Origin of the sequence: uncultured Meiothermus sp. (assembly GCF_937863175.1) — a bacterium.
Taxonomy (GTDB): Bacteria; Deinococcota; Deinococci; order Deinococcales; family Thermaceae; genus Meiothermus.
Window position 1 is genome coordinate 1 of the sequence record NZ_CALMCQ010000220.1, and the last position, 4,984, is coordinate 4,984.

Annotated in this window: 3 protein-coding genes; all 3 read right to left on the reverse strand. The window is 62.5% G+C overall.

The features are described 5' to 3' along the window. Window positions 1-31: 31 nt before the first annotated feature. The 3 genes from acnA to Q0288_RS08515 all read right to left on the reverse strand — a co-directional run bounded on the left by acnA (window position 32) and on the right by Q0288_RS08515 (window position 4,842). Window positions 32-2,737 (reverse strand): aconitate hydratase AcnA, encoded by a 2,706-nt coding sequence (gene acnA, locus Q0288_RS08505; RefSeq protein WP_299429465.1) that lies wholly within the window; start codon window positions 2,735-2,737, stop codon window positions 32-34. A gap of 418 nt (window positions 2,738-3,155) precedes the next feature. Beyond that, complete coding sequence (locus Q0288_RS08510) at window positions 3,156-3,365, reverse strand: heavy metal-associated domain-containing protein (RefSeq protein WP_299429466.1); 210 nt, start codon at window positions 3,363-3,365, stop codon at window positions 3,156-3,158. A gap of 58 nt (window positions 3,366-3,423) precedes the next feature. Beyond that, window positions 3,424-4,842: a VWA domain-containing protein gene (locus Q0288_RS08515; RefSeq protein WP_299429467.1), complete on the reverse strand. Its 1,419-nt coding sequence runs from the start codon at window positions 4,840-4,842 to the stop codon at window positions 3,424-3,426. Window positions 4,843-4,984 lie beyond the last annotated feature (142 nt).

A 4,984-nucleotide genomic window follows, 5' to 3' on the forward strand; every position in this document is an offset into this window, starting at 1 on the left:
AAGTGCCCCGCCCTACTCATTCTGCGTCGCCTTACGCCTTCGCCTTCTCAGCCAGCATGTTCTTCAACACGGTCTGCAAAATCCCGCCGTTTTTGTAGTAGTCCACTTCCACGGGCGTATCAATTCGCGCCCTGGCCTTGAACTCCACCCTGGAGCCGTCGGGCTTGGTGGCGGTCACGTCCAGAATCTTGCCAGGGGTGATGCCCTCGATGCCCTTGATGTCGAAGGTTTCATGGCCTGTCAGCCCCAGCGAGGCGGCGTTCTGACCTTCCATAAACACCAGCGGTAGCACGCCCATGCCCACCAGGTTGCTGCGGTGGATGCGCTCGAAGCTCTGGGCGATTACGGCTTTCACGCCCAGCAGATAGGTGCCCTTGGCGGCCCAGTCGCGGCTCGAGCCGTTGCCGTACTCGATGCCCCCAATCACCACCAGCGGGGTGCCGTCGGCCTGGTGTTTCATGCTGGCGTCGTAGACGCTCATCTCTTCGCCGTTGTACAGGCTCAGGGGGCCTTCCTTGCCACCCAGCATCAGGTTGCGGATGCGGATATTGGCGAAGGTGCCGCGCAGCATCACTTCGTGGTTGCCGCGCCGGGCGCCGTAGCTGTTAAAGTCGGCAGGCTGTACGCCATGATCCATCAGATACCTGGCTGCGGGGGAGTTCCGGGCGATATTACCCGCCGGCGAGATGTGGTCGGTGGTGATGGAGTCGCCCAGCAGCAGCAGCACCTTCGCGCCCTGGATGTCGGAGATTTCGCGGCTGCTGCCGAGGTTAGAGAAGAAGGGCGGGTTCTGGATGTAGGTGCTCTTGGGGTCGAACCGGTAGAGCTGGCCGGTGGGGGCCGGGAGGGCCTTCCAGCGCTGGTCGCCCTCGAAGACGGTGGCGTACTGGCGGCGAAACATCTCGGCGTCGAGGGTCTTGTGGACGGTCTGCCGGATCTCCTCCTGGCTGGGCCAGATGTCCTTGAGGAAGATTTCACGCCCGTTGGGGTCGTAGCCGATGGGCTCGGTGGTGAAATCAATGTCCATGCGGCCTGCCAGCGCATAGGCCACCACCAGCATGGGCGAGGCCAGGTAGTTGGCCTTCACGTCGGGGTTGACGCGGCCCTCGAAGTTGCGGTTGCCCGAGAGCACCGCCGCCGCCACCAGGTCGCCTTCCCTCACGCCCCCGGAGATTTCTTCGGGCAGGGGGCCGGAGTTACCGATGCAGGTGGTACAGCCGTATCCCACGGTATGGAACTTGAGGGCCTCGAGGAAGGGCGTAAGACCAGCGGCATGCAGATACTCGGTCACCACTTTGGAGCCAGGGGCCAGGCTGCTCTTCACCCAGGGCTGGGTGTCCAGACCTGCCTCGACCGCCTTCTTGGCCAGCAGGCCCGCGCCCAGCATGACGGAGGGGTTGGAGGTGTTGGTGCAAGAGGTGATGGCGGCGATCACCACCGAGCCGTGCTGTAGCTCGAACTCGTCGCGACCTTTCTTCACCGTGACCTTCGCGCCCAGCTTGTCCGGCGTGAGGCCGAAGCCGCGCTCTTTTACGTCCCTGATCAGGTGATCCAGGAAGCTCTTTTTCACGTCGCCCAGGTTCACCCGGTCTTGCGGGCGCTTGGGGCCGGCCAGGGCCGGGATCACGCTCGAGAGGTCGAGTTCCAGATACTCGCTGTAGACCGGCGTATCGTCGTCGGTGCGCCAGAAGCCTGCTGCTTTGGCGTATTTCTCCACCAGGTCTACTTGCTCATGGGAGCGGCCCGTCAGCCTGAGGTAGGCGATGGTCTCCTCGTCAATGGGGAAGAAGCCCATGGTGGCCCCATATTCCGGGGCCATATTGGCGATGGTGGCGCGGTCGGCCAGCGGCAGCCTGGAGACGCCGGGGCCGTAGAACTCCACGAACTTACCCACTGCGCCGTGCTTGCGGATCATCTCGGTCACGCGCAACACCAGGTCGGTAGCAGTCGCGCCCTCGGGCAGCTCGCCCGAAAGTTTAAAGCCAATCACCCTGGGGGCCAGCATGTAGTAGGGCTGGCCCAGCATCACCGCCTCGGCCTCGATGCCGCCCACTCCCCAGCCCAGCACCCCCAGACCGTTGATCATGGTGGTATGGCTGTCGGTGCCCACCAGGCTGTCGGGGAAGGCATAAAGCTTGCCGTCCTCGCCCTGCTGGGTCATGACTGCGGGGGCCAGGTACTCGAGGTTCACCTGGTGTACGATTCCGGTTCCAGGCGGTACGGCCCGGAAGCCTTTGAGGGCCTGCTGGCCCCACTTGAGCAGCAAATAGCGCTCCTCGTTGCGGGCGTACTCCAGATCCACGTTCTGCGCGAAAGCGTAGCTGGTACCGAAGTAATCCACCTGCACGGAGTGGTCAATTACCAGGTCAACCGGCACCCCGGGGTTGATCTGCTCGGGGTCTCCGCCCAGCCTGCTAATCGCATCGCGCATCGCGGCCAGATCCACCACCGCCGGAACCCCGGTAAAGTCTTGCAGAATCACCCGCGCGAGCATGAGTGGAACGTTGACCTCGCCCGGGTCGGCTTTCCAGTTGGCGAGCGCAATAACATCCTCTCGGGATACTTTGTACTCATCATGGTTGCGAAGCAGGCTCTCGAGCATCACTCGAATGCTAAAAGGCAGCCTGGACACCGGTGCGAGACCCTCTTTTTCCAGTTCCATGATGTCGAAGTAGTGCACTTCACCCATCTTGACCGAAAGGCTCTTACGGGCATTAAAGTCGTCTCTGTAGGCCATATTTTCTCCTCTGGTTTGCGCCACACGGGGCGCATCTTTTTCAAGCATGAAGCCAGCCACGAGAGGGAATTAGCGATTAGCGTTGACCTAAAGGCTAACAGCCACTGCCGCAGTTGCAAAAGCCAGAACAGTTTACTTTGCCCTTCGGAAAGTAAATGGGCTTAACTCAACGGAGTGGCCGCTCTGGTTTTGGGGTTGGTTTCGATGCCTGGGCGGGTGCGCCCTGCCTCAGACAGGATCAGTTTACATCAAGAGGAACCCAAAATGCAGCCCCGGCCCTCGAGTACGATGGCAGCCTGGGCTCGTCTGTCGAGTGGAACTCCGAAAAGGCGATGCTGTGGTGGAAGACCGTGGGCGGGGCCAGGCAGGGTTTGGGGGAGTTGTGGATCACCTCAAGCTGACCCTGGTCTGAACCACCCTACAGCATTCCGGCCAGGAAGCCCTGTTCCCGCACCACGCGGATCAGATCCATGACGGTGAGTATGTGTGGGTCGTATTCCACCTCGAGCTGCCCCGTATCGGCGGGCTGTATGCTCTGGACACCCTCGAGTTTTTTGATTGCACTGGAAACCTTTTCAATTTGTTCGGGGCGCTCCATGCCCCGTACGCCCAGCAACACCCGGTTCATATTGGTGTCAATTGTAGAGGATGTTCAAATGAGTGTTGGGTATTTGGGCTCGCAAAGCTCAAGTTGCGGGAGAGGGCTGGGGTTCCAGGCGCTCCCGCCCTGCGCGGTACTGGAAGTAGTAGAACTCCACCGCTAGCAAGAGCGCTGCCAACAAGGCCAGCCAGGGAGCCAGTCCTACGGTGAGGGTGGGGGGCAGGGACTGATCGGGGCTGGGGCGCGGCAGCAGGGTTTCGGCGGGGGTTAGCAGGCCACTGCGGAGTTCGCCCCTGGGGGCAACCAGGTTATAGATCAACACCGGGAAGGCCGGTAGGTCTTGCAGGCTTTCTGCTGGGGGTAGATACACGCCGCTGGGGTGATACCAGGCCAGGGCCTGGCCGGTCTCGCTGATAGCCAGGGGTTGCCAGTTGGGGGCCGCGGGGGGCGGTGGGATTCGCAGGCGGTAGCCCACCAGCTCGGCCCCACGCAAATAGGGGAGGGTGCGCTCCACATCAAACACCAGGGCCTGCCCACGGGTCTGTGCGGCAAAAAATACCGTGAAACGGCTGGGCTCACGGCGCGGGGTGCCGATCTCGAACACCATCTCGCCGGGACTGCCCCGGCTGGTTCCCAGCAGCGCCAGCAAGCGCTCGAGGGCCGGCGAACGGCCCGATACCTCGACCCGCACCAACCGCCGGGAAAAACGGGCCTCGTTATCCAGGGCCAGGGCATCGCTGCCCACGATACGAGCGGTGGGCGTGGCCGAGGGCACCTCCAGGCTGCTGAAGCCCCTGGCGGGAACCTCCAGCCCATAGCGCCTGCCATCCACCAGGAGTTCGCCCCGCCACGGCCCAGGCCCCGCGTTGGCTACCGCCACAAAACCAGGGCCAATGGCGGTAATTCCCAGGTTGGCCCCATGGCCCGCCACATTGATGTAGCCATCGCTTCCCGGTGGAACCGCCTGGTCGGCAATGGTCAGGACACGGGCCCCCGGCAACAAGGCCTTGCCCCTGGCGACGGCGGTTCGAAGATCTGCCTCTGAGTTGGAGGCCTCGAGACCTGCGAGGTTGTCTACCAGGTTACGACCCAGGGCCGGGCCATAGGCTTGAATCTGGCTGCTGGCTATCACCAGAACGGCTCTTGGCGAAGCGGCCAGGTGTTCACGGGCAATTTCCCTGGCTCGCTCGAGGCGACTGGGGCTTACATCGGTAGCAGCCATCGAGGCCGAGGCATCCAGCACCACCACCAGCTCGCCAGGGCGATGGAGCGAGACCTCGGGTACGGACAGCGCCAGCAACCCCAGCAAGGCCGAAAGCAACAACACAAACAGCCGCAAATCGAAACGCCTGCGGGCTTTCCCCTTGCGAATGGCTTTCTGCCACAGCCAGACCCCGGCCATCTTGCGCTCCGGGGGCCGCCTGCGGCGATACCACCACCAGACCAGCCCCAACACCGGCGGAACCAGTAGCAAAAACCAGGGTAAACCAAAGGCTAACTGCACATCTCCAGCTTAGAGGGTTCGCTCCATTTAAAGTGCGGGGTGATAAACGAAGTTTTGAGTGGGGTGTAGAAAACCACCTCCAGGCCGCCTCTGGGTTCCGCGAATGGGGGTGCCGGCTACGGCAACCGCCCTGACTCATAGG